Below are 21,249 nucleotides of genomic sequence, written 5' to 3' on the forward strand. Positions count from 1 at the left end.
GCCGGACCTCACGCGTCTCCGTAGGCCTCGCCGCCCAGTTCGAACCCGGCCGAGCCCGCCGTCGCATCGGCCAGCCAGGCGCGGAAGGCGTCCACGTCGGCGTCCGGCAGGCCGATCTCGATGGTGACGGCCTCGCCGTAGTGGACGTCCCGGACCTCCCGCCCGGTGGCGCGCAGGTCGTTCTGGATCTTGCCGGCGCGCTGGTGGTCGACGGTCACCGTGGCCAGCCGGAAGCGGCGCCGGGTGAGCGTGCCGACCTCGTCCAGGGCCTCGCCGACCGCTCCGCCGTAGGCCCGGATGAGCCCGCCCGCGCCGAGCTTCACACCGCCGTAGTACCGGGTGACGACGGCGACGACGTACCGCATCTCGCGGCGCAGCAGCATCTGCAGCATGGGGACGCCGGCGGTGCCGCCCGGTTCGCCGTCGTCGCTGGCCTTCTGCACGGACGCGTCGGCGCCGATGACGTACGCCCAGCAGTTGTGGGTGGCGTCGGCGTGCTCCTTGCGGACGGCCGCGACGAACTCCTGGGCCTCCTGCTCGGTGGCCGCCGGGGCGAGGGCGCACAGGAAACGGGAACGGTTGATCTCGGTCTCGTGCACGCCGGCGCGGGCTACGGTGCGGTACTCGTCCTGCATTCCGTCAGCCTATGCGAGCGCCGGGCCGCCCTTGATCGCGGTGCGCGTCCGCCGGGTCCGGCTACTCCTTCTCCTTCCTGCCCCGCGGCACGATGAACGAGGTCAGCAGGGCGGTGCCCGGGGCCAGGGCCGGCCAGCCCGTGGCGCGCCAGGTCAGTACGGCGATCGCGGAGGTCGGAAACTTCACCCGCACCTGTTCGAGCGTGTCCTCCAGTCCGTCCCCGGCCAGCTCCAGGACCAGCTCCTCCAACCCGGGGTTGTGCCCGACCAGCAGCAGCGTCTCCACCTCGCGCGGCGCCTCGCGCGCGACCTCCAGCAGTTCCGGTACGTCCGCCCCGTACAGCCTGCGGTCGTAGCGCACCGGGGGCGGCGTGCCCCACTGGGCGGAGGCCAGTTCCCAGGTGCGGCGGGCGCGTACGGCGGTGGAGCACAGGGCGAGGTCGGGCAGGCAGTCGGCCTCGGCGAGGGCGCGCCCGGCGGCCGGGGCGTCCCGCAGGCCGCGCGGGGCGAGCGGACGCCGGTGGTCCTCGACACCCTCTGGCCAGGCGGACTTGGCGTGCCGCAGGACGACCAGCCGGCGCAGCGGGCCCGCGCCCGCACGCTCGATCACGCGAAGCTCCCGAGGTCACGGGCGAGGTCGAGGGCGAGCAGGCGGTCCGCGTACACATACGTCTCGAACCGGGCACCGTCGGACAGCTCCGACGCGCTCTCCACGTCCCGCAGCACTGCCAGCACCCCGGGCAGGTCCAGATCGTCCTCCCACGCGGCCCGCAGCCGCACCCGCACCGCATCAGGTACTGGCCGCGAGGGCTGCCGCGCCCAGCCGGCGACGGCCCGCCGCCAGCGGGCGAGGCTCTGCGCCGCCGCTCCGAGTCCGTCGGCGTCCAGCCGTGCCGCCGTGTTCCGGGGGACGGAGAGGAGGGCGAGACGCAGGGCAGTGGGATCGGAGAGGAGGGCCGGGAGGCCGAGAGGGGGCTGGTCACCTGACGAGCGGGGCGCGGGGGCCTCCCCGGCCGTGGTGGCGGTGTCGGGTGGCGCGTCCGAAGCGGTGTCCGAGCCGTGTCCGCCCGTACCCGCGCCACCGCGCGGCGATCCGCCCGACCGGCCGAGCCGCTCGTCGTCCCCCGGTTCCGCCGCCGTCCATACGGCCGGGGCGACCGTCAGCAGGGGGCCCTCACTCGGCATGGTCGCGGTGTCCTCGGCCACCACGTGGATCACCTGCGCCTCTCCCAGCCCGGACGCGAGGTCGCGGCCGTCCTCGAAGGGGCGGATGGCGAGGTGCGTCGCGGCCGTGCGGAGTTCGGCGTGCCGGTGGGGTGCGGTGAGGATCGTCCAGACGGGGGTACCGCCGAGTTCCAGGGCGCGGACCAGGACGTCGGCGGTGAGCAGTACCCGCAGGGCCGTCAGATCGAGGCCGGAGGCATAGGCCTCGATACGGGTCAGGCCACGCCGGGCGGGCGCGGCGGCGACGGGCTCACCGGTTCGGGCGTCGAGGATGCGCAGCACGGCCCGAGCGTAGGCGTGCGGAGGGCCGTACGCAGGCACCTTGCGCCGATTCCGGTCACCGTGGCGGGGTTCCGGGGGGAATCAGCACCTGATGGGCGCTGTTTTGCCCCGACGACAGTCACCGAAGCCCGAGGAGGCGGCCGTGTACGGCGACGAAGCGACGATCCGCAGGATTCTGACCGAGCTGGGCGACACCTGGGCGGTGGTCGGCCTGTCCGCCAACCGGCGGCGGGCCGCGTACGGCGTGGCGCAGGTGCTGCAGCGCTATGGCAAGCGGATCGTGCCGGTGCACCCGAAGGCGGAGACGGTGCACGGCGAGCAGGGCTACGCCTCCCTCGCGGACATCCCCTTCGAGGTCGACGTCGTCGATGTCTTCGTCAACAGCGAACTGGCCGGAGCGGTCGCCGACGAGGCCGTCGCCAAGGGCGCGAAGGCGGTCTGGTTCCAGCTCGGAGTGGTGGACGAGGCCGCCCACGGGCGGGCCCGGGCGGCCGGACTTGACATGGTCATGGACCGCTGCCCGGCGATCGAAATTCCCCTTCTGAGCTGACCTGTCTCACCTTCTTCTCACAATTCACCACTGAATATTGACATTCGAGTCACCCTCTGACCTGTGTGAATGCCGAGACCAAGAGGGGCAAGATCCGAGGTCAAGACTTCACCAAGAGCCTTTTGTCAGCACGGAAAGGCTCCCTACTGTGTGGCGCTGTTGTTCGTTAAGCCTGTGTTAAACGATCTGAGAGGCCACTTGACATGGTGAAAGTCGACCATGCAGCGCCCATAACCACGAAGGACCAGGGCGGTCTACGCCGTGACGTCGGCCTGATCGGTCTGATGTGGGCCTCCGTGGGCTCCATCATCGGCTCCGGCTGGCTGTTCGGCGCCGAGAAGGCGGTCGTGGTCGCCGGCCCTGCGGCGATCATCTCGTGGGTGATCGGCGCGGTGGCCATCGGGCTGCTGGCCCTGGTGCACGCCGAGCTCGGCGGCATGTTCCCGGTGGCCGGTGGCACGGCCCGCTACCCGCACTACGCCTTCGGCGGCCTGGCCGGCATGTCGTTCGGCTGGTTCGCCTGGCTCCAGGCGGCCACCGTGGCACCGATCGAGGTCGAGGCCATGATCGGCTACGCCAAGCACTGGAGCTGGGCCGACGGGCTGCAGCGCGCGGACGGAACGCTCACCGCGAGCGGCATCGTCACCGCCGTCGTCCTCATGGCGGTCTTCGTCGCGGTCAACTTCCTCGGTGTCCGTGTCCTCGCCCACACCAACAGCGCCGCCACCTGGTGGAAGATCGCCGTCCCGCTCGCCGCGATCTTCGTCATCGCCATCGGCAACTTCCACCCGGGCAACTTCACCTCCGAGGGCTTCGCGCCCTTCGGCGCCAAGGGCGTCCTCGGTGCGATCAGCTCCAGCGGCATCATCTTCGCGCTGCTCGGCTTCGAGCAGGCGATCCAGCTGGCCGGCGAGAGCCGCAACCCGAAGCGTGACCTGCCCCGCGCGACCCTCGGTTCGGTCGCGATCGGCTCGGTGATCTACATCCTGCTCCAGGTCGTGTTCATCGTCGCGCTGCCGCACAGCTCCTTCGCGCACGGCTGGGCGAAGCTCGACTTCCCCGGCATCAGCGGCCCCTGGGCGGGTCTGGCCACGCTGGTGGGCCTCGGCTGGCTGAGCTTCGTCCTGTACGCAGACGCGATCATCTCCCCCGGCGGCACCGGCCTGATCTACACCACCGCCACCTCCCGCATCTCCTACGGCCTGGCCAAGAACGGTTACGCGCCGAAGGCGTTCGCCAAGACGGACAAGCGCGGTGTGCCGTGGTTCGGCCTGGTGATCTCGTTCGTGACCGGTGTGATCTGCTTCCTGCCGTTCCCCAGCTGGCAGGAGCTGGTCAGCTTCATCACCTCGGCGAGCGTCCTGATGTACGCGGGCGCACCGCTGGCGTACGGCGTCTTCGCCGACCGCCTGCCGCACCACGAGCGCCCGTACCGGCTGCCCTTCGGCAAGTTCGTCTCGCCGCTGTCGTTCGTGGTCGCCAACCTGATCATCTTCTGGTCCGGCTGGGACACCCTGTGGCGGCTCGGCTGCGCGATCCTGATCGGCTACGTGCTGCTCGGTTCCTACGCCTGGTACGCGATCCGCAAGAACCTGCCCGACGCGCCCCGGCTGGACTTCAAGGCCGCGCAGTGGCTGCCCGGCTACCTGGCCGGCCTCGGTGTGATCTCCTACCTGAGCACCTTCGGCGGCAACGGCACCATCCCGCTGTACTGGGACATCGCGGTGGTCGCGGTGTTCTCCCTGGCCATCTACTACTGGGCCAAGGCCACCGCCTCGAAGCCGGAGGCGATCGAGCGCAGCATCGAGGAGGTCGTGGTCACCGACGCTCCGGCGCACTGACCCCGCACCTCACCCGGTGTCCCGTCAGCCGCGGCAACTCCGCCGTGGCTGACGGGACACCGTCATAATGCCGGGGTGACGCACCCCTCCCCCCACCCCGACTCCACGCCCGAGGAACGCCGTACGGTCGTCGTCGTGGGCGCCGGGCCCGCCGGGCTCACCGTCGGCACGATCCTGCGGGACGCCTCCGTCGACTGTGTGGTCCTGGAGACCGAGAGCAGGCAGTTCATCGAGACCCGGCCGAGAGCCGGCGTGATCGAGGAATGGGCGGTGCGTGAACTCGCGCGGCGCGGCCTGGCGGCGAACCTGCTGGAGCGGGCCCAGACGCACGACACCTGCGAGTTCCGCTTCGGCGGCGAACGGTTCCGGCTCTCCTACGGCGACCTCACGGGCCACCACCACTACGTCTACCCGCAGCCGTTGCTGGTGACGGACCTGGTGCGGGAGTACGCCGACGTACGCGGCGGCGACATCCGCTTCGGTGTGCGCGACGTTCAACTGCACGACCTGGACTCGGACCGGCCCGCGGTGTCGTACCGGGACCCGGAGACCGGTGAACGGCGGCTGCTGCGCTGCGAGTTCGTCGCGGGCTGCGACGGCGCGCGCGGGGTGACCCGGGACGCGATGCCCCCGGAGGGGACACGGATCGCCCGGCAGGACGACGGCATCGGCTGGCTGGCACTGCTGGCCGAGGCCCCGCCCTCCTCCGACTGCGTCCTGTTCGGCGTCCACCCGAACGGCTTCGCCGGGCACATGGCCCGCAGCCCCGAGGTCACCCGCTACTACCTGCAGTGCCCGCCCGGCGACGATCCCGGGAACTGGCCGCACGAGCGGGTCTGGGCCGAGCTGCGCACCCGGCTCGGCGCGGCCGGCGCGCCGCCGCTGACCGAGGGGCGGCTGATCGAGAAACGCGTGCTGGACATGCACCACTACGTCGTCGAACCCCTCGTCCACGGACGGCTGTTGCTGGCCGGAGACGCCGGTCATCTCACGGCGCCGATCGCGGCCAAGGGCATGAACCTCGCCCTGCACGACGCGTTCCTGCTCGGCGACGCGCTCGTCGGGCACCTCACCCGGGGCGACGGGAGCGGCCTGGACGGCTACTCGGAGGCGTCCTTGCGGCGGGTGTGGGACTACCAGGAGTTCTCGCAGTGGCTGTCGGACATCTACCACGGGGTCGCCTCGGGCGATCCCTTCCGGGCCGGCACCACGATCGCCCGGCTGCGCCGCCTGTTCACCTCGCCTGCCGCCGCGGCGGCCTTCGCCGAGCAGTACCTGGGCTCGGCCGCAGTGTTCTGAGCGGGGGCTCTACCCGAGCGGCTCGGCGCCCTGTTGTGGTGAGCCGCTCGGCTCCGTGGCGGTGACCCGTTCGGCGAGGCGGTGGTCGGCCACCTTCAGCGCCTCGTCGACCAAGCGGCGCAGATGGCCGTCGCGCAGCGCGTAGACCACGCGGCGGCCCTCCTTGCGGGTCCCCACCAGGCCCGCGAGGCGCAGCCGGGCCAAGTGCTGGCTGACGGCGGGGCGGGCGGCGCCGCATGCCTCGGTGAGGGTCGTGACGTCGGCCTCGCCGGCCGTCAGGGCGTGCAGCAGGGTGAGGCGGGTGCGGTCACCGAGCAGGGCGAGGAGTTCGGCGGCCACCGCGAACTGCTCGTCGCCCGGGGTGCGCGGCTGCGCATGGTGCGCAGGTGATAGGTGCATGCGTGCGCTCATACGCACATAATGGCTCCATGGGCTGCGCGCGTCCATTCCCAGCCGCGCGTCCGTTCCCACCCACCGGAAGGGGATCCACGTGAGCGACCGGCACACGCACGAGCACGGGCACGGTCAGCAGCCCCATGGCCAACCCCACGACCATGGGCATCACGACGAGCGTGGCCATCACCACGACCGTGGTCACGGCCACGCTCACCCCCATCCCTCCCCCGGCCTGCGCCACCGCCTCGCCCATCTCCTCACCCCGCACTCGCACGAGACCGCCGACAAGCTCGATCCCGCCCTGGAGTCCTCGGCGCGGGGCATGCGCGCGCTGTGGGTGTCGCTGGGCGTGCTCGGGACGACCGCGCTGGCGCAGGCCGTGGTGGTGGCCCTCTCCGGTTCGGTGGCGCTGCTCGGGGACACCGTGCACAACGCGGCAGACGCGCTGACGGCCGTACCGCTGGGCATCGCCTTCGTGCTGGGGCGGCGGGCGGCGACCCGGCGGTTCACCTACGGCTACGGGCGCGCCGAGGATCTCGCGGGGCTCGCGATCGTGCTGACCATCGCCGCCTCCGCCGCGTTCACGGCCTGGGCGGCCGTCGGGCGGCTGCTCGACCCGCGCCCGGTGGCGCATCTGCCGGCTGTCGCGGTGGCCGCGCTGGTCGGGTTCGTGGGCAACGAGTGGGTGGCCCGGTACCGGATCCGGGTGGGCCGGGAGATCGGCTCGGCCGCGCTGGTGGCCGACGGGCTGCACGCGCGGACGGACGGATTCACCTCACTTGCCGTGCTGTTCGGCGCCGGCGGGTCGGCCCTCGGCTGGCACCTGGCCGACCCGATCGTGGGGCTGGCGATCACCGCTGCGATCGCGCTGGTGCTGCGGGACGCGGCGCGGGAGGTGTTCCGGCGGGTGATGGACGCCGTCGACCCGGCGCTGGTGGACCGGGCCGAGCGGGCGGTGCGTGCGGTGCCGGGCGTGCGCGAGGTGGGCGAGCTGCGGCTGCGGTGGATCGGGCACCGGCTGCGGGCCGAGCTGGCGGTCGTGGTGGACGGCGAGGTGTCGGTCCGCCAGGCGCACGCGATCGCCGTCGAGGCCGAACACGCCCTGCTGCACGCCGTACCGAGGCTCACGGCCGCCCTGGTGCACGCCGACCCGGCACCGGTGCCGGGCGAGACGGACCCGCATCTGGCCCTGGCCCATCACCTGACGGCCTGACCTCAGGCGACCCCGAGCCCTTCGAGCACCACGGCGCCGGGCAGCTCGGCGAGCGCCTTGCCCGGGACCAGCAGCTTGCCCCGGCGGCGTCCGCTGCCGACCAGGACGTAGGGCAGGTCGACGACGGCGGCGTCCACCAACACCGGCCAGTCGGCGGGCAGTCCGACCGGGGTGATGCCGCCGTACTCCATGCCGGTCTTGCCGGTCGCGGTGTCCATCGCGGCGAACGACGCCTTGCGGGCGCCGAGTTGGCGGCGCACCACGCCGTTCACGTCGACCCGGGTGGTGGAGAGGACCAGACACGCCGCGAGGGTGGTCTCGCCGCCCCGCTTGCCCGCGACCACCACGCAGTTCGCCGACCGCTCCAGCAGGTCGCGGCCGTAGTGCTCGACGAAGACGGCCGTGTCGGCCCAGCGCGGGTCGGTCTCGACGTAGAGGATCCGGTCGGCGGGGACGCTGCCCTGCCAGTGGCGTACGGCGTCGGCGACGGGGGCGGTCAGTTCGTCCAGGCAGTCGGGGGCGGGGGTGGCGGTGTCGAAGTCTCCGATGGGTGCGCGCATGGCCGCACGCTAGCAAGGCCCGTCCGCCCGTCCTACCGGCATCTCAGTGCACGGGCGGCACCGAGACCGCCATGACCATCTCCATCGGCACGTCGCCGGTGTTGCCGTACACATGCGGGAGGTTGGCCTCGAAGGAGGCGCTCGCGCCGGTCGGGACGCGGTACTCCTCGCCGTCCACGGTGAGCGTCAGCTCACCCGCGGTGACATGGACCAGTTCGACCGTGCCGCCGGGGTGCGGTTCGGAGGGGCTGCGCTCGCCCGGCATCAGCCGCCAGTCCCACATCTCCAGCGGTCCGGGCGCCTCGGTGCCGGCGAGGAGCCGGTTGTAGCTGCCGGCGTCGGTGTGCCACAGCCGTACGGCCCGCTCGGCGGGGACGATGCGGACCTTCGGGCCCTGCTCGTAGTCGAGGAGGGTGGTGATGCTGACGCCGAGCGCGTCGCCGATCTTGACGACGGTGCCGATGCTCGGGTTGGTGCGGGCCTGCTCGATCTGGATGAGCATGCCGCGACTGACACCGGCCCGGGCGGCGAGCACGTCCAGGGTGAAGCCGCGCACCGCGCGCCAGTGCTTGACGTTGCGCGCCAGGGACTGGGTCAGGAGTTCGAGGTCCGACACGTTCCGTCCAAAGGGTCACTATGGGTTCAATATTTTGGATGACAGGGTTCACTGAGCCGCACTACGGTGGGATGCACCCGCTCGTTCACCAAACTGTACTGCGAGGCATCAGTGACAGCGTTCTTCGCCCTGACCACCAGCCTCCTGTGGGGCCTGGCCGACTTCGGCGGCGGGCTGCTGACACGACGCATGCCCGCGCTGACGGTGGTGGTCGCCTCCCAGGCGATCGCGGCGGTGGTGCTGGGCGCGATCGTGGTCGCGACCGGCGGCTGGACCGAGGCCGGTCCACGGCTGTGGTTCGCGGTCGCGGCCGGCCTGGCCGGGCCTTTGGCCGTGTTCGCCTTCTACAAGGCGCTCGCCCTGGGCCCGATGGGCGTGGTCTCCCCGCTGGCCACGCTCAGTGTGGCCGTCCCGGTCGGGGTGGGCCTGATCCTCGGCGAACGCCCGGGGGCCCTCCAGGTCGCGGGCATCGCGGTCGCCGTCACCGGCGTGGTCCTCGCGGGCGGCCCCCAGCTGCGCGGAGCGCCCGTGCAGCGGCTGACGATCCTGCTCACGCTGGTCGCGGCGCTGGGCTTCGGCACGGTGTTCGCCCTGATCACGGAAGCCTCGACCAACGTCACCGGCCTCTTCCTCTCCCTCTTCGTGCAGCGCGTGACGAGCGTCGCCGCGGGCGGCGCGGCCCTGTACGCATCGGTCCGGCGGGGCGACCCCGCCCTGCCGGAGGGCGGCCTGCCCGGCGCCTCGCTGCCGGCGCTGGCCTTCGTCGGCCTCGCGGACGTGGCGGCCAACGGCACCTACGCGGTCGCCGCCCAGCACGGCCCGGTCACCGTGGCGGCGGTGCTCGCCTCCCTCTACCCCGTGGTCACCGCGCTGGCCGCACGCGGGTTCCTCAGCGAGCGGCTGCGCGCGATCCAGGCCGCGGGCGCGGGCCTCGCCCTGCTGGGGACGCTGCTGCTGGCGACCGGCTGACTCAGCCGTCGGCCTCCAGACGGGCCAGCCGTTCCACGCCCTCCTCGTCGAGGTCGGCCAGCGCGCGCAGCTGCTCCGGTGTGACCCCCTCCGGGAGCGGCACCGGCGCGGGGGTCCTCAGGGGCGGCTGCCAGCCGTCCTCGGGTGTCCAGCGCCGTACGACCCGGGCGGGCGCCCCCGCCACCACGGCATGGTCGGGCACGGTCCCGCGCACCACGGCGCCGGCCGCCACGACCACGTTCCGGCCGATCCGGGCTCCCGGCAGGATCACCGCGCCGGTGCCGATCCAGCAGCCCGGTCCGATCTCCACCGGCTCCATCCGCGGCCACTGCCTGCCGATGGGCTCGTGCGGGTCGTCGTAGGAGTGGTTGGTGGAGGTGACGTAGACGTACGGCCCGAAGTAGCAGTCGCGGCCGATCGTGACCGTGGTGTCGGCGATGACATGGCTGCCCCGGCCGAGGACGACTCCGTCGCCGATGCGCAGGATCGGGTCAGGGCCGAGGTCCAGGTCCGGCATCAGACCGGCGGTGAGGGTGACCTGCTCGCCGATGATGCAGTGGGATCCGAGGTGGATCCAGGGGTCACCGAAGACCGTGCCGAGCGGGAAGGCCAGCCGGGTGGCTTCGCCGATCGAGCCGAAGCGGAGACGGCCGGGGTTCTCGGCGGTCACCGATCCGGTGCGCTGGACCCACGCCCAGCCCGCGTGGACGACGCGTTGCGCTGCGCGGGCTCGCCAGGATGAGAACGTGTTCTTGCGCTTCGGCACGGGGTCACGTTACTCAGCGGTTGCCATCGGCGAGAGGGCGGGCTGCTGTGATCTTTGCCCTACTCCATGTCGTACCGTGCGTCGTACCAGGACATGAGGAGACGGTGATGACGCAGCAAGCGCTGATCGTGGGTATCGGGGGCAAGGAGCCGCAGGTCGATCCGGGGGCGTTCGTGGCGCCTACGGCCTCTGTGATCGGGGACGTGACGCTGCATGCGGGGGCCAGTGTCTGGTACGGGGCGGTGGTACGAGGTGATGTCGAGACGATCAACGTGGGGGCCGACGCGAATGTGCAGGACAACGTCACGCTGCATGCGGATCCCGGGTTTCCGGTGAGCGTCGGGGAGCGGGTTTCCATCGGGCACAACGCGGTGGTGCACGGCGCGACCGTGGAGGACGACTGTCTCATCGGGATGGGGGCGACCGTCCTGAACGGGGCCGTGATCGGGGCGGGGTCGCTCGTTGCCGCTCAGGCGTTGGTGCCGCAGGGGATGGTTGTGCCGCCGGGGTCGCTGGTGGCGGGGGTGCCGGCGAAGGTTCGGCGTGAGTTGTCCGAGGAGGAGCGGCAGGGAGTCACCCTCAACGGGACCATGTATGCGGAGTTGGCCAAGGCGCATCAGGATGTGCACCGGTAGGGAGATTCAGTCGCCGGCGCTTACAGGCTGTGCTTCTCGCTGTTCCGTCTGGACCTTCTTCGCCCTGCGCTTGATGATCAGCATCGACGTCAGGCCGATCAGGACCGCTGCTGCCAGGCCCAGGTACGAGAAGCGCTTCAGCCAGTCCTCGGCGACCACGCCCACGTAGTAGATGACCGCCGTGGTGCCGCCCGCCCAGCAGATGCCGCCGAGGACGTTGGCCGTCAGGAACTTCCAGTACGGCATGTGGAGGACGCCCGCGAGGGGCCCGGCGAAGATGCGCAGGAGGGCGACGAAGCGGCCGAAGAAGACGGCCCACATGCCCCACTTCTCGAAGGAACGCTCCGCGGTGGCGACGTGGCCCTCGCTGAAGTGTCTGGGGAACTTCTTCCCCAGCCAGGCCAGCATGGGGCGTCCGCCCTTGCGGCCGATCGCGTAGCCGATGGAGTCGCCTACGACGGCACCGGCGGTCGCGCACGCGCCGAGGACGATCGGGTTGATGCCGGCGTGTTGGGAGGACATGAGGGCCGCCGAGACCAGGACGATCTCGCCCGGCAGCGGGATGCCCAGGCTCTCCAGGCCGATCACCAGGGCCACCACCGCGTAGACGGCGGCCGGGGGCACCGTGTCGAGCCATTCCTGGACGTGCACCGCCGGGTCCTCCCGTGTCGCCTTGCTTGCCTGTCTGGGCGTGGCTTGCACAGCGCGCCCCATGGGAAGGCTACCTGGTCGGCGGTGAACGACGGCTCCCGCGGACACCTGGCGGCACCGTCCCGCCCTCCCTCCTTCGGCTTTCGGACATCCAGCTGTCATGCGGGAGGGGAAGGCTCTCGGCGGTTTCGCCGCCCCGCTTCCCCCCAGGTCCCCCGCCGGGGCCCGATGCGGAAGGACGACGTCCCCGTGTCCTCACTGTCCCCGCTCTCCCCGCTCTCCCCACCCGCACCACGGCCTGTTTCACCTGTCGCCCCTGTCTCCCCTGCCTCATCCCTCTCGCCTGTACCGCCTGTCTCGGCAACGTGTCCGGAGTCCGAGGCTCCGGTGCGACGGGGCTCGCTCATGGCCGCGCGGCCGGTCCGGCTCGGCCTCTGTCTGGCTCCCCTGCTGCTCGCCGGGGGCTGGGCGCTGGCCAACCGGCCCGTGGCGTGCGACGGTGTGACGCGGCTGCTCGCGGCCGACCCCTGGTGGCTGCTGGCCGGGATCGCGTTCACCTGTCTGAACTGGGTGGCGGCCTCCTGTGCCCGCCAGGGCGCGCTGCCGGACCGGGTGCCGCCGGGGCTGCTGCTGGCCTCCCAGTTCGCCGCCGGTGCCGCGAACCACGTGCTGCCCGGCGGCCTCGGCGCGCACGCCGTCACGGTGCGGTTCCTGCGCACCCGGGGCGTGCCGCTGCCTCGGGCGACCGCCTCGATCGGCCTGTACTCGCTGGCCAAGTCCAGTGCGAAGACCCTGGTGCTGCTGGTGTTCCTGGCCGCCTCGCCCGCCTGGCGGCGGCTCGGGGACCTGCTCCCGGACGGGCGACTGCTGGTGCCGCTCGCCGCTGTCGCGGGCGGGGTGCTCGCCGTGGTGGGGGTGCTGCTGACGGTCGTACGGCCGTTGCGGCGCCCGGTGACGGGGCTGGTGCGCTCCGCCCTCGCCGATGCGCGGGAGGTGCACGGCCGGCCCTGCCGGGTGCTGGCCCTGTGGGGCGGGGCGGCCGCGATGCCGCTGCTGCAGGGAAGTGCGCTGGTCTGTGCGGGGTCGGCGCTCGGCCTCGGGCTGCCCTGGGAACAGGTGGTCCTCGCCTTTCTGGCGGCCGGTACCGCCGTCGGGGCCGTCCCGTCGCCCGGTGGGCTCGCGGTGGACGCGGCGCTGGTGTGGACGCTGGTCGCCTTCGGCGCCGAGCCGGCGGCGGCCACCGCGGCCGTGATCGGGTACCGGGTGCTGACCGACTGGTTGCCGCTGCTGCCGGGCGCGCTGGTGCTGTCGGCGCTGATCCGCGCCAACGTGTTGTGAGCGCCAACGTGTTGTGAGCGCCGAGGTGTGGCGAGCACCCGGGGTGTGAGCGCCATGGTGTGCTGAGCCCGGTCACTCGCGGCGGGCCACCAGGCGGTAGGCGTTGGACAGGCCGAGGCGGTGGGAGAGGGGTCGTACCGCGAAGCGGTCGAGCACGGTGGCCGTGAGCAGGGCGGGGACGCCTGCCAGAAGGAGTGCGGTGCGCAGGGCGCGGCGGAGGGCGCCGGGAGGTTCGGGCAGCCAGGGTGCGTCGTCGCGCGGGGCGGTGTGGTCGAGGGCCAGCCAGACGGCGGCGAGCAGATCGATCGGGTCGTGCGGCTCGGCGTGCTGCTCGGCGACCACCGTGAAGCCGAGTTCGGTCAGCCGCCGGCGCAGGTTCGCGACCGGCATGAAGTGCAGGTGCTGCGGCTGGAGCCAGGGCAGCCACCAGCGGCCGAGGAGCCGGGCGTAGCGGCTCTCCGGATCCGGCACCTCGATGAGCAGGTGGCCACCGGGGCGTACGACCTCGTGGGCGGCGCGGAGTTCACGGTCGGGACTGGTGCTGTGCTCCAGGTAGTGGAACATGCTCACCACGTCGTAGCGGGCGGTGAGTTCGGGTGCGAGGTCGGGGAAGGCGCCGCGGTAGGCGTGCTCCACACGGCCCTCGCGGGCGGCGAGTTCGACGCCGTCGGTGAAGTCGAGACCGTCGAAGGAGGTGCCGGGCAGGACGGTGCGGGCGGCCTCGCAGAAGTGACCGTGGCCGGTGCCGACGTCGAGCCAGTTCTTCGGGGTGGGGTCGTGCGGTGCCATCGCCTGCGCGCGGTCCCGGTACATCGCGGTGCGGCCGCCGAAGGTGCCGCTCATGCGCTGTTCACCCAGGCCGTCGTAGAAGTCGCGATAGTAGAACTCCAGGCCCTCTTCGGTCAGTTGGGGGTTCTGGAAGGTGTGTCCGCAGTCCGTGCAGCGGTCGAGGGTGAACCGGCCGGGCTTGTGCTGGAGCAGGTCGGTGGTGTGCAGGCGGGTCGTCAGCCTGCTCGACGTGCACCAGGGGCAGGTGGTGCGGCGGGGTGCGAAGAAGCGTTCCGTGCCGTCGGCGAGGTCGGCCTGGTAGGCGGGGCGCAGGGCGGCGATGCGCTCGTTCTTGTCCCTGTGGTCGCTCATCGGTTCTCCGTCGTCCCTCCGCTGCTTGGTGCTGCCAGTCGTTCGAGGTGGTCGGCGGCCGCGCGGGCGCCGCCCGCGGCGCGGAACGCCGCGCGGACGCGCATGGCGGCGGCCCGGTGGGCGCGCTCGTGCAGGATGGTGTCGAGGGCAGCGCCCAGCCGGGGTGCGGTGACCCGGCCGAAGCGGACCCGGACGCCGGCGCCCGCGTCCACGACCTGGGCGGCCACCACGGGCTGGTCGTCACGGATGGGCGCCACGACGAGCGGGACACCGTGCCAGAGCGCCTCGCACACGGTGTTGTGCCCGGCGTGGCAGACGACCACGTCCATCCGTTCCAGCAGCGGGAGTTGGGGCACGGACGGCAGGATCAGCACGTCCTTGTCGGAGAGGTCGGCGGGCTGGGTGGCGCCCGGGTCCACGAGCACCGCCTGCACCCGGCCGGCGCGTTCGCGCAGCGCGGTGCGGCACTCGGCGAGGAAGCGGCCCCCGGCGTCGGCGTTGGCGGTGCCGAGGGTCACCAGGACCTTCGCCCGGCCGGCGTCCAGCCAGTCCCAGGGGAAGCCGGGCCCGGCGGGGCGGTCGGCGAGCGAGGGGCCGACGTAGTGGATCCGCTGCCCCAACGGCGCCTGCGGGCCGATCAGTTCAGGTGTGCTGAAGACGAGCAGCAGGTGGGGCGAGTAGCGCGGGTCGGCGGTGCCGGCCGGGTCGCCGATCCGGGTGCGCAGCCCGGCCAGTCGCTGCCGCAGCCACTCGGCGACCTTGGGCATGCCGTCGTAGGCGCCGGTGAACTCGGCCGAGGTGGTGGCGGAGGTCGCCCAGGGCAGGCCGAGGCGTTCGGCCACCAGGGCACCGGCGAAGGCCTGCTGGTCGGCGACGACCACGTCGGGGCGGAACTGCTCGGCGGCCGCGCGGACGCCTGCCGCCATCGCGTCGGCGAGCGGCACCAGATACCCCTCCCACAGGAACTTCAGCGCCTCCGCGCCCCGCAGGTCGGGCGGTCGTACGGCGCCCTCGGCGCCCGGCACCGGGCCCGCGCAGGCGAACACCTCCGCGTCCTCGCCCGCGAGCCGGCGGACCAGCGCCGGGTCGGCGCACGCCCAGGCCACCCGGTGTCCGCGCGCGGTGAGCCGGGCGGCGACGCCGACGGCCGGGTTGATGTGTCCGACCAGGGGCGGGACGACGAACAGGAACCCGCTCACCGGACCCCCGCCCGCACGTCCCCGACGGACAGGATCAGGTCCAGGATGTGCCGGCCGACGGCCGGGGCCGCCTCGACCAGCACCGAGTGCTCGTGTCCGGGCAGCACGACCGGCCGGAAGTCGGTGAGCAGCGCCTCCTTCAGCGGCACCAGGTCCACCAGGTCCGAGTCGCCGCCGTAGACGCCGAGGACCGGGCAGCGTACGGCCCTGATCTGCTCCTCGGTCAGCACCCTGCTCGCCGGGATGTCCCGGCCGAGGGTGGTCTCGCGGGCGAGCCGGGCCGCGCCCTTGGCCAGGCGGGCGGTGTTGGGGCCGTGGTGGGCGGCGACCCAGGCGAGGGCGTCGGGCTCGTTGTGCGCGAGTTCGCTCAGCACCCGGCGCAGGATGCCGTCCAGTTTCACCGCCCAGGCGGCGGTGGCGGGTTCGGACTCGATCAGGGTGAGGCTGGCCGTGCGGCCGGGGTGGCGGGCCGCGTGGCCGAAGGCGATGGTGCCGCCGTAGGAGTTGCCTGCGAGGTGCACCGGCCCGGTGATCCCGAGCCGGTCGAGGAGGGTCTCCAGGTCGTCGATGTTGTGGTCGAGGGTGTAGCCGTCCGCCGGGCGCTCACTGCGGCCGTGTCCGCGCAGGTCGTACATGACGACGTCGAGGCCGGCCGCCGCGAAGGCGGGGGCCACGGTGAAGTAGTAGCTGGCCAGGCTGTCGGTGAGCAGCCCGTGCACGAGGACGACCGTGGCGCGCGGGGTACGGCCGTCCGCGGGCCCCATCCGCTGGACGTGCAGGCGGATTCCGCCGGCGTCGATCATCGCCATGGTCAGCCCGCCTCCGTGGTCTTCAGGCTCCACACCACGTACTCGACGAGCCGGCCCACGGTCAGCTCGATGATCTCGTCGAACTCCATGCCGGCCAGGAACTCGGCGAGGTTGACCCGCCGGCCGTACCGCTCCTCCAGCAGTCCCGCCAGGGTGACGAGGTCGATGCTCTCCAGTTCCAGGTCACGGTTGAAGGTGGTGGACATGCCGATCACCACGTCGTCCTCGCCGTACTCCGCGAGGAGGGTGCGGAGCATGCCGGTGATGTCGGCGAGCACGGTGTCGGTGGTGGGCTGCGCCGGCACCGGCTGGATGGGGTTCATCGCGGGTACTCCTCGGCTGCTTCGTCTGCTTGTCCAACGCCTGATCCATCGCCCGGTCCATCGCCCGGTCCGTCACCTTGTCCGGCACCGGACTCGGGTCCCGTCGTCCAGGCCACCACGTAGGCGCGTCGGGGCAGGGCGGGCGGATTGCCCGCCGGTGCGCAGTGCACGGTGTAGGCGCGCTCCAGCCGCCCGGAGACCTCCAGCCGGCTGCCGTCCGGGGCGGCCCCGCGCACGGCGAAGTCCCTGGGGCGGCCCCCGAATCCGACCCCCTCGGCCTTCGCCACGGCCTCCTTGGCGGCCCAGAAGCGGGTGAACCACAGGTCCTCGCCGTCGGAGCCGGCCGCGCAGAGCCTGCGCAGGAGCCGCAGTTCGTCCGCGCCGAGGGCGGTGGCGAGCGTCGCGGGGTCGCGCGCGGTGACCTCCTCGATGTCGATGCCGGGGCCGGGCTGCGGGGTGTGCGGCCGTACGATCGCCACGCCCGCCTCGGCCCGGTGGGCGAGCGAGACGTCCAGCGGGGGCAGGGTGCGGCCGTGCACGCCGGTGACGTACGGTCGGCCGAGTTCGTCGTTGTGCACGCGGATCTCCGCCGGGAAGACGGGCCCTTCGCCGTGCTGCCACAGCCACTGCCGTACGGCGTCCTTGACCGCGATCCGGCCCAGCAGCCACTGTCTGCGGCCGCGCGGCGGGCGCTCGGCGTACTCCGCGCGCTCCGCACCGCCGAGCGAGTTGCGCATGATCAGCTCGCGTGAGGCGAGGTCGGGCCACCGCTCGTGCACGAGCGCCCAGCCGCCGGGCCGGGCCTCGGAGAGGGTGTGGCGCTCGGGGAAGCGTTCCACGGGGCGGGTCTGCGGGTCGTTGTCGAAGCGGCGGTCCTGCCAGCCGCTGAGCACGGCCCACACCTGCCCGTCGATGGTCAGTTCCGCGTCCGCCTCCAGGAGGGTGTCGGTGAGCGAGGTGATCCGCAGCAGGCAGTCGACCTTCGTCCCGGGGACAGGCTGGGGCCCGTGGAAGCGCATCTCGCGCATCTGCACCGGGAACACGACGGTCCGCTCGGTGCGCGTCGCCATGATCCAGTAGCCCAGCAGCTGGCCGACGTTGTCGAGCAGGGCGCCGGGCGCTGCGGGCGCCGTGATCACTCCGCGGATGTGCCGCGCGCCGACCGCGGTCAGTTCGGTGAGGCCCTGGAAGGCCGGGCCGTGGAACATCCAGCGGTCGCGGTAGATCTGCGCGGCGGTGTGCTCGGGGAGGCGTTCGGGGACGTCCGGGCGTGGGCTCGGCGGGGGCGGTGCGGGGTGGTGCGGGGCGAGTTCGACCACGGCACGGGCCGTGGGGCCGAAGGCGACGGCGACCCGGTCCGGGTGGCCGGGGTCGGGGGTGACGGTGACGGGCACGTCGACGGGGGGTGTGGCGGTGAGCCAACGGTCGAAGCGGGCACCGTGCACGGCGACGGCGCGCAGGCCGGGAGCCGCGTCCTGCGCCACGTCCATCATGTGCCGGACGATCGTGGTGGCGGGGACCACCGGCCAACGGTCCTCCGCATCCGGCCAGTTGGGGCGCTGGGGGAAGAAGCAGTGGTCGAGGAGGTGGGGCATGGAGTGGGGGGAGACGTGGACGGTGGTGGTGACGGGGGCCGGGGTGGGCACGGGGGTATGGGGTGTGCCGGCCGGGCCTGCCGGGGCCGGGGCCGGGGCCGGGGCCGGGGCCGGGGCGACGGTGCGGGACGCGGAAGCGGGGGGCGTTGCGGCGGCGGTGGCGTGGGCGTGGGCCGTGAGTGGTCCCGGTCCGCCGTCGCTTCGGTCGCTTCGGCCGCTTCGGTGGCCATGCGCCGCGATCAGCCCCGCCGCGGTGTCCGCGGTGTCCCGCAGCAGGGCGGTCAGCTCGGCGGCGGCCGGGAAGTGGGTGGCGAGGTCGTCGAGGGAGGGCGTGCCGGGGCGGGGCGGCTGCGAGGGGTGCGCTGCCTGTCGGCTCGGCCGCAGCTGCGACCGCAGCACGTCCAGGTCCGGCCCGGCCAGGGACACCAGGGCACCGTCCAGATCGAGGCGGACGGCGGGGCGCGCGGGTGCCGTCGCGGACGCGTGGGTGCGGAGTGCGGTCACGGATGCCTGCGCGCGGGGCGCCTGCTCGGGCGCTTCGACGCGGCCCGCCGCCCCGGGTGGCGGAGCAGGCGGCAGCGCGGGAGCCACCCGGGCCCCTGCCGTCCACAACGCAGTTGCCACGCATCGCAGTTGGGTCATTCCGGAGCGGTGCGGGGAGTTGGCGGCGACGGCCAGGTGATCACGGTCGGCGAGGGTGTCGTCGATGAGGGAGGCCAGTTGGCCGGGGCCGGTCTGCACGAAGGTGCGGTGGCCTGCCGCGTACAGGGACTCGATCAGCTCGCGGAAGCGGACGGGCTCCAGCAGGTGTCGTACGAACAGCTCACGCACCGCCGCCTCGTCCTGCGGGAAGGGTTCAGCGGTGGTCCCGGACCAGACCGGTACGGTCGGCGGATGGAGCCGGAAGCGGTCGGCGGCCTCCTTGATGGGGGCGAGATACGGTTCGAGCATCGGCGTGTGGAAGCCGGAGCGGAACGGCAGCACCTGGCACAGGACGCCCTGGGCGCGGAAGGACCGTACGAACTCCTGGACCGCCGCGTCCGGACCGCAGACCATCGACTGGCGGGGCGCGTTGTCGTGGGAGAGCACGATCCCGGAGCCGGACCAGGCCTGGGCGAGAGCCGTCCGGACGCGGTCCGCCGAGGCTCCCACGGCGGCGAAGGCCAGCCCCGGCACGGTCACCGTGTCCGGGTCGAACCCGGCCATGAAGGCGTCCACTTGGGCGTTCGAGTACAGTCCGGCCGCCGCCATGGCCGTCCATTCGCCGACGCTGTGCCCGGAGACCGCGTCCGGTACGACCCCCATGCGGCGCAGCGCGGTGTCCAGGAGCCGGCCCACGCCCACGACCCCGAAACCGTGCCGTCCGACGTCGTCGACGCGTACGTCCGTGCCGGTGGCCGCGAGCGGGGGCAGGCCGAAGTGGGCTGCGACGTCGTCGGCGCGGGGCGCGAAGTCGCCTTCGAGGCCGGGGAAGACGAAGGCCAGCTTGCCGGGCCCGAGCAGCGGGGCGGGCCGGAACCAGACGTCGCTGCGGCCCTGCCAGGCGCGGCCCTTGCCGACCACGCGACGGGCCAGGGCCAGCCGTTTGGCGGTGGGGTCGACGATGCCGAGGCGTACGGGGCCGGCGTCGGGGTGCGGCCGCGCGGGGTCGAGGCCGGAGGCGAGGACTGCCGGATCGTCGGCGGCCAGGAGGGCGGCGAGGTCGTCCGGGGTGTCGGCGGCGAGCAGCAGAACGCGCTCCGGCTCGGAGACCGAGGTCAGGGCGTGCCGGGACCTCGCTCGCCCGCCCGGCGCCTCCTCCAGCACCACGTGGGCGTTGATCCCGCCGAACCCGAAGGCGTTCACGGCAGCCCGCCGGACCGGTTGTTCCGGGCCGGTCTCCCAGGGGCGTGCCCGCTCCAGGGTGCGGAAGCGGGTGGCCGCGAGGGCGGGGTGGGGGTCGTCGCAGTGGAGGGTGGGCAGCAGGGTGCCGTGGTGCAGGGCGAGGGCGGCCTTGACCAGGCCGGCCACACCGGCGGCCGGCATGGTGTGGCCGATCATCGACTTCACCGAGCCGAGCACGGGCCGCTCGTCGCCATGGGCCGCGCCCGGCCCGAACACCTCGGCCAGTGTGGCGAGTTCGGCGGCGTCACCGGCGGGGGTGGCGGTGCCGTGCGCCTCCAGCAGGCCGACGGAGTGGGGTGCGGCGGGGTCGAGTCCGGCCGCGTGCCAGGCCTGGCGCACGGCTCGGGTCTGGCCGCCGGGGTCGGGCGTGACGAGCCCGGCGGTACGGCCGTCGCTGGCCACGCCCGTCCCGCGGATCACCGCGTACACGCGGTCACCGTCACGTTCGGCGTCCGCGAGCCGTTTGAGTACGACGACGCCGGTGCCCTCGCCGATGAGGATGCCGTCGGCCTCGCGGTGGAAAGGGCGGATGCGCTGGCTCGGGGACAGGGCGCGGAGCTGGGAGAAGACGCTCCAGAGGGTGATGTCGTGGCAGTGGTGCACTCCCCCGGCCAGCATCATGTCGCAGCGGCCGGTGGTGAGTTCGGTGACCGCCTGGTCGACGGCGACCAGCGAGGAGGCGCAGGCCGCGTCGACGGTGTAGGCGGGGCCGCGCAGGTCGAGCCGGTTGGCGATGCGGGAGGCGGCGAGGTTGGGGACCAGGCCGATCGCGGACTCGGGGCTGTCCGGGCCGAGTCGTTCGGTGAACGCCTGCCGCACCCGGTCCAGCTGGGCGGACGACAGGTCGGGCAGTAACTCGCCCAGTGTGCGGACGAGTTGCCCGGCGGTACGCACGCGCTGGTCGAGCCGGACCAGGCCCGGGGTGAGGTAGCCGCCGCGCCCCAGGGCCACGCCGATCCGGTCCCGCTCCGGCAGCCGGTCCGTGCCGCCCGCGTCGGCGAGCGCGGCGGCGGCCACGTCGAGGGCGATCAGCTGGTCGGGCTCGGTGCCCGGTACGGAGGCGGGCATGAGGCCGTACCGGGTCACCTCCACCTCGGCCAGTCCGTCCACGAATCCGCCGCGCCGGCAGTAGATCCGGTCGGCGACGGCGGGTTCCGCGGCCGAGCCGGGGCGGTAGTAGCCGGCGTCCCAGCGGCCCTCGGGAACGTCGCCGATGGCGTCCACGCCGTCGCGCAGGTTGCGCCAGTAGGCGTCGAGCCCTGCGGCACCGGGCAGCAGCACCGCCATCCCGACCATGGCGACGGGAGTCTGAGGCTCCGTCATC

General features: G+C 73.1%; 20 protein-coding genes. 7 read left to right on the forward strand and 13 right to left on the reverse strand.

Going from position 1 to position 21,249, the window contains the following annotated elements; genetic code table 11:
* Positions 1-8: 8 nt before the first annotated feature.
* The 3 genes from ACFY3C_RS39540 to ACFY3C_RS39550 form a co-directional block, all read right to left on the reverse strand.
* Complete coding sequence (locus ACFY3C_RS39540; RefSeq protein WP_390774274.1) at positions 9-635, reverse strand: YigZ family protein; 627 nt, start codon at positions 633-635, stop codon at positions 9-11.
* Between the two features lie 61 nt (positions 636-696).
* Entirely contained in the window at positions 697-1,245 is a 549-nt protein-coding gene (locus ACFY3C_RS39545; RefSeq protein WP_386579784.1) for a SixA phosphatase family protein, read from the reverse strand.
* A complete protein-coding gene (locus tag ACFY3C_RS39550) occupies positions 1,242-2,141 on the reverse strand; it encodes a hypothetical protein (protein WP_390774275.1) in 900 nt (299 codons plus the stop codon). Before ACFY3C_RS39550 ends, ACFY3C_RS39545 begins: the two co-directional genes overlap by 4 nt.
* Before the next feature lie 142 nt (positions 2,142-2,283).
* Between ACFY3C_RS39550 and ACFY3C_RS39555 the strand changes: the two genes are divergently transcribed.
* The 3 genes from ACFY3C_RS39555 to ACFY3C_RS39565 all read left to right on the forward strand — a co-directional run bounded on the left by ACFY3C_RS39555 (position 2,284) and on the right by ACFY3C_RS39565 (position 5,831).
* Complete coding sequence (locus ACFY3C_RS39555) at positions 2,284-2,691, forward strand: CoA-binding protein (RefSeq protein WP_390774276.1); 408 nt, start codon at positions 2,284-2,286, stop codon at positions 2,689-2,691.
* A 203-nt stretch (positions 2,692-2,894) separates the two neighbouring features.
* Positions 2,895-4,532, forward strand: a complete 1,638-nt coding sequence (locus ACFY3C_RS39560; protein ID WP_390774277.1) for an APC family permease — start codon at positions 2,895-2,897, stop codon at positions 4,530-4,532.
* 75 nt (positions 4,533-4,607) lie between these two features.
* Positions 4,608-5,831 carry a 4-hydroxybenzoate 3-monooxygenase gene (locus ACFY3C_RS39565; protein WP_390774278.1) on the forward strand — a complete coding sequence of 408 codons (1,224 nt, stop codon included), beginning with the start codon at positions 4,608-4,610 and terminating at the stop codon, positions 5,829-5,831.
* 9 nt (positions 5,832-5,840) lie between these two features.
* Here ACFY3C_RS39565 and ACFY3C_RS39570 read toward each other — a convergent pair whose 3' ends face one another.
* Entirely contained in the window at positions 5,841-6,242 is a 402-nt protein-coding gene (locus tag ACFY3C_RS39570; RefSeq protein ID WP_386579777.1) for an ArsR/SmtB family transcription factor, read from the reverse strand.
* A gap of 79 nt (positions 6,243-6,321) precedes the next feature.
* On the opposite strand from ACFY3C_RS39570, the gene ACFY3C_RS39575 reads away from it, so the two are divergent.
* Positions 6,322-7,440, forward strand: a complete 1,119-nt coding sequence (locus tag ACFY3C_RS39575) for a cation diffusion facilitator family transporter (RefSeq protein ID WP_386579776.1) — start codon at positions 6,322-6,324, stop codon at positions 7,438-7,440.
* A 2-nt stretch (positions 7,441-7,442) separates the two neighbouring features.
* On the opposite strand, the gene ACFY3C_RS39580 is transcribed toward ACFY3C_RS39575, so the two are convergent.
* Positions 7,443-8,000 carry a YbaK/EbsC family protein gene (locus ACFY3C_RS39580; protein WP_390774279.1) on the reverse strand — a complete coding sequence of 186 codons (558 nt, stop codon included), beginning with the start codon at positions 7,998-8,000 and terminating at the stop codon, positions 7,443-7,445.
* A 43-nt stretch (positions 8,001-8,043) separates the two neighbouring features.
* Positions 8,044-8,616, reverse strand: a complete 573-nt coding sequence (locus tag ACFY3C_RS39585; protein WP_390774280.1) for a helix-turn-helix domain-containing protein — start codon at positions 8,614-8,616, stop codon at positions 8,044-8,046.
* Positions 8,617-8,727: 111 nt separating this feature from the next.
* On the opposite strand from ACFY3C_RS39585, the gene ACFY3C_RS39590 reads away from it, so the two are divergent.
* On the forward strand, positions 8,728-9,585 hold the full coding sequence (locus ACFY3C_RS39590; RefSeq protein WP_390774281.1) for an EamA family transporter: 858 nt from the start codon (positions 8,728-8,730) through the stop codon (positions 9,583-9,585).
* A gap of 1 nt (position 9,586) precedes the next feature.
* Here ACFY3C_RS39590 and ACFY3C_RS39595 read toward each other — a convergent pair whose 3' ends face one another.
* Complete coding sequence (locus ACFY3C_RS39595) at positions 9,587-10,351, reverse strand: acyltransferase (RefSeq protein WP_386579770.1); 765 nt, start codon at positions 10,349-10,351, stop codon at positions 9,587-9,589.
* 107 nt (positions 10,352-10,458) lie between these two features.
* Between ACFY3C_RS39595 and ACFY3C_RS39600 the strand changes: the two genes are divergently transcribed.
* On the forward strand, positions 10,459-10,986 hold the full coding sequence (locus ACFY3C_RS39600; RefSeq protein WP_390774282.1) for a gamma carbonic anhydrase family protein: 528 nt from the start codon (positions 10,459-10,461) through the stop codon (positions 10,984-10,986).
* 6 nt (positions 10,987-10,992) lie between these two features.
* Here ACFY3C_RS39600 and ACFY3C_RS39605 read toward each other — a convergent pair whose 3' ends face one another.
* A complete protein-coding gene (locus ACFY3C_RS39605; RefSeq protein WP_390774283.1) occupies positions 10,993-11,637 on the reverse strand; it encodes a DedA family protein in 645 nt (214 codons plus the stop codon).
* Between the two features lie 228 nt (positions 11,638-11,865).
* Between ACFY3C_RS39605 and ACFY3C_RS39610 the strand changes: the two genes are divergently transcribed.
* Positions 11,866-12,975 carry a YbhN family protein gene (locus tag ACFY3C_RS39610; RefSeq protein ID WP_390774284.1) on the forward strand — a complete coding sequence of 370 codons (1,110 nt, stop codon included), beginning with the start codon at positions 11,866-11,868 and terminating at the stop codon, positions 12,973-12,975.
* Between the two features lie 72 nt (positions 12,976-13,047).
* Here ACFY3C_RS39610 and ACFY3C_RS39615 read toward each other — a convergent pair whose 3' ends face one another.
* Genes ACFY3C_RS39615 through ACFY3C_RS39635 form a run of 5 tightly spaced genes read right to left on the reverse strand, consistent with a single transcriptional unit; the run spans position 13,048 to position 21,248 of the window.
* On the reverse strand, positions 13,048-14,115 hold the full coding sequence (locus ACFY3C_RS39615; RefSeq protein WP_390774285.1) for a class I SAM-dependent methyltransferase: 1,068 nt from the start codon (positions 14,113-14,115) through the stop codon (positions 13,048-13,050).
* Positions 14,112-15,314, reverse strand: coding sequence for a glycosyltransferase (locus tag ACFY3C_RS39620; RefSeq protein ID WP_390774286.1), 1,203 nt, complete (start codon positions 15,312-15,314; stop codon positions 14,112-14,114). The genes ACFY3C_RS39615 and ACFY3C_RS39620 overlap by 4 nt, the downstream gene beginning before the upstream one ends.
* The gene (locus tag ACFY3C_RS39625) at positions 15,311-16,123 is read right to left on the reverse strand and encodes an alpha/beta fold hydrolase (protein ID WP_390774287.1); all 813 of its coding nucleotides are present in this window, start codon (positions 16,121-16,123) and stop codon (positions 15,311-15,313) included. The genes ACFY3C_RS39620 and ACFY3C_RS39625 overlap by 4 nt, the downstream gene beginning before the upstream one ends.
* A 2-nt stretch (positions 16,124-16,125) precedes the next feature.
* The gene (locus ACFY3C_RS39630) at positions 16,126-16,446 is read right to left on the reverse strand and encodes an acyl carrier protein (RefSeq protein ID WP_390774288.1); all 321 of its coding nucleotides are present in this window, start codon (positions 16,444-16,446) and stop codon (positions 16,126-16,128) included.
* A complete protein-coding gene (locus tag ACFY3C_RS39635; RefSeq protein WP_390774289.1) occupies positions 16,443-21,248 on the reverse strand; it encodes a beta-ketoacyl synthase N-terminal-like domain-containing protein in 4,806 nt (1,601 codons plus the stop codon). The genes ACFY3C_RS39630 and ACFY3C_RS39635 overlap by 4 nt, the downstream gene beginning before the upstream one ends.
* Position 21,249 lies beyond the last annotated feature (1 nt).

The organism is Streptomyces sp. NPDC001410, assembly GCF_042895235.1.
GTDB lineage: Bacteria > Actinomycetota > Actinomycetes > Streptomycetales > Streptomycetaceae > Streptomyces.